The organism is Tissierella pigra (assembly GCF_009695605.1).
Lineage (GTDB): Bacteria > Bacillota > Clostridia > Tissierellales > Tissierellaceae > Tissierella > Tissierella pigra.
This window is the reverse complement of record NZ_VUNQ01000112.1, coordinates 1-1,264: the sequence shown is the minus strand read 5'-3', so window position 1 is coordinate 1,264 and position 1,264 is coordinate 1. Positions and strand designations below refer to the sequence as shown.

Here is a 1,264-nt window from a genome sequence, read left to right as displayed (position 1 = left end):
TGGATAGGCTATACTAAATAGGACAATTCTTTTCCGAACATGATATAATTATTATAGGAGGAGAATAGAATGTCTAGAAAACATTATGAAGAAAACTTTAAAAAGCAAATAGTCAATATTTATAATCAAGGAAATCACACATATAGAAGCCTAAGTGAGGAATATGGTATATCTCCATCAACTATGAGGCAGTGGGTAGTAAGATATAATAATACCCAATCATTTGATATAGAAGATAATAGGACTGATAAAGAAAAAAGATTGATAGAATTAGAAAAGAGAGTTAAACAACTTGAAATGGAGAATGATATTTTAAAGCAGGCAGCACTACTACTAGGCAAAAGGTAGACCTAATTATTTCTAATAAAGAGAAATACAGTATTAGTGCAATGTGTAGGCTATTAGAGGTCTCTAGAAGTTTAGTTTATTATCACCTAAATAAGGAAGAATCAGATGCTACAGATGAAGAATCTAAGATAGAAAAACATGTAATTGATATATTTCATAAAAGTAGGAATAACTATGGAACAAGAAAGATTAAGATTGAGCTTGATAACTTAGGCTACCAGGTTTCTAGAAAAAGAATAGCCAGAATTATGAAAGAAAATTCACTAGTATCTAATTATACAGTTGCCCAATATAAAGTTCATAATAGGGGCTGTAATGAATCCAATATTACTAATATAGTGGATAGAAAGTTTGATGATAGAGACAAGCTAGAGGTAGCTGTCAGTGACCTAACCTATGTAAGGGTGGGTAATAGATGGAATTATGTATGTACCATAGTAGACTTAGCTAATAGAGAAGTAATAGGTTATTCTGCTGGAGCTAATAAAGATGCCAGTCTAATAGAAAAAGCATTGTTAAGAAGTAATTACTCACTAAAAGATATAAAAGTATTTCATTCAGATCGGGGCAAGGAGTATGACAACATAAAAATAGATAATATCTTAGAAGCCTTTAATATAGAACGTTCTTTAAGTAGAAAGGGAAATCCCTACGACAATGCAGTAAGTGAAGCTATGAATAAAATTTTAAAGATAGAATTTATATACCAAAATAAATTTGAAACCTTAGAGGAATTGGAATTACAGCTAGCAGAATATATTTACTGGTATAACCATATAAGGATCCATGGTTCTTTAGGCTACATATCACCAATAAATTATAGAAATAAAATAGCTCTGGGAATAGTAGCATAAGTACATTTAAAGGGTAAATCTTTGTTCGAAATGAATTTGTCTAAAAAAGGGTTGCCTTTCCA

Annotated in this window: 1 protein-coding gene; it reads left to right on the top strand. The window is 30.5% G+C overall.

The window, feature by feature from the left end:
• Positions 1-69 precede the first annotated feature (69 nt).
• Positions 70-1,202 (top strand): IS3 family transposase gene (locus tag FYJ83_RS19540; protein WP_195838081.1). Its coding sequence is split into 2 segments (ribosomal slippage): positions 70-337 and positions 337-1,202, totalling 1,134 coding nucleotides; the frame shifts between segments, so codons are not numbered across the junction.
• The last annotated feature ends 62 nt before the right edge of the window (positions 1,203-1,264 follow it).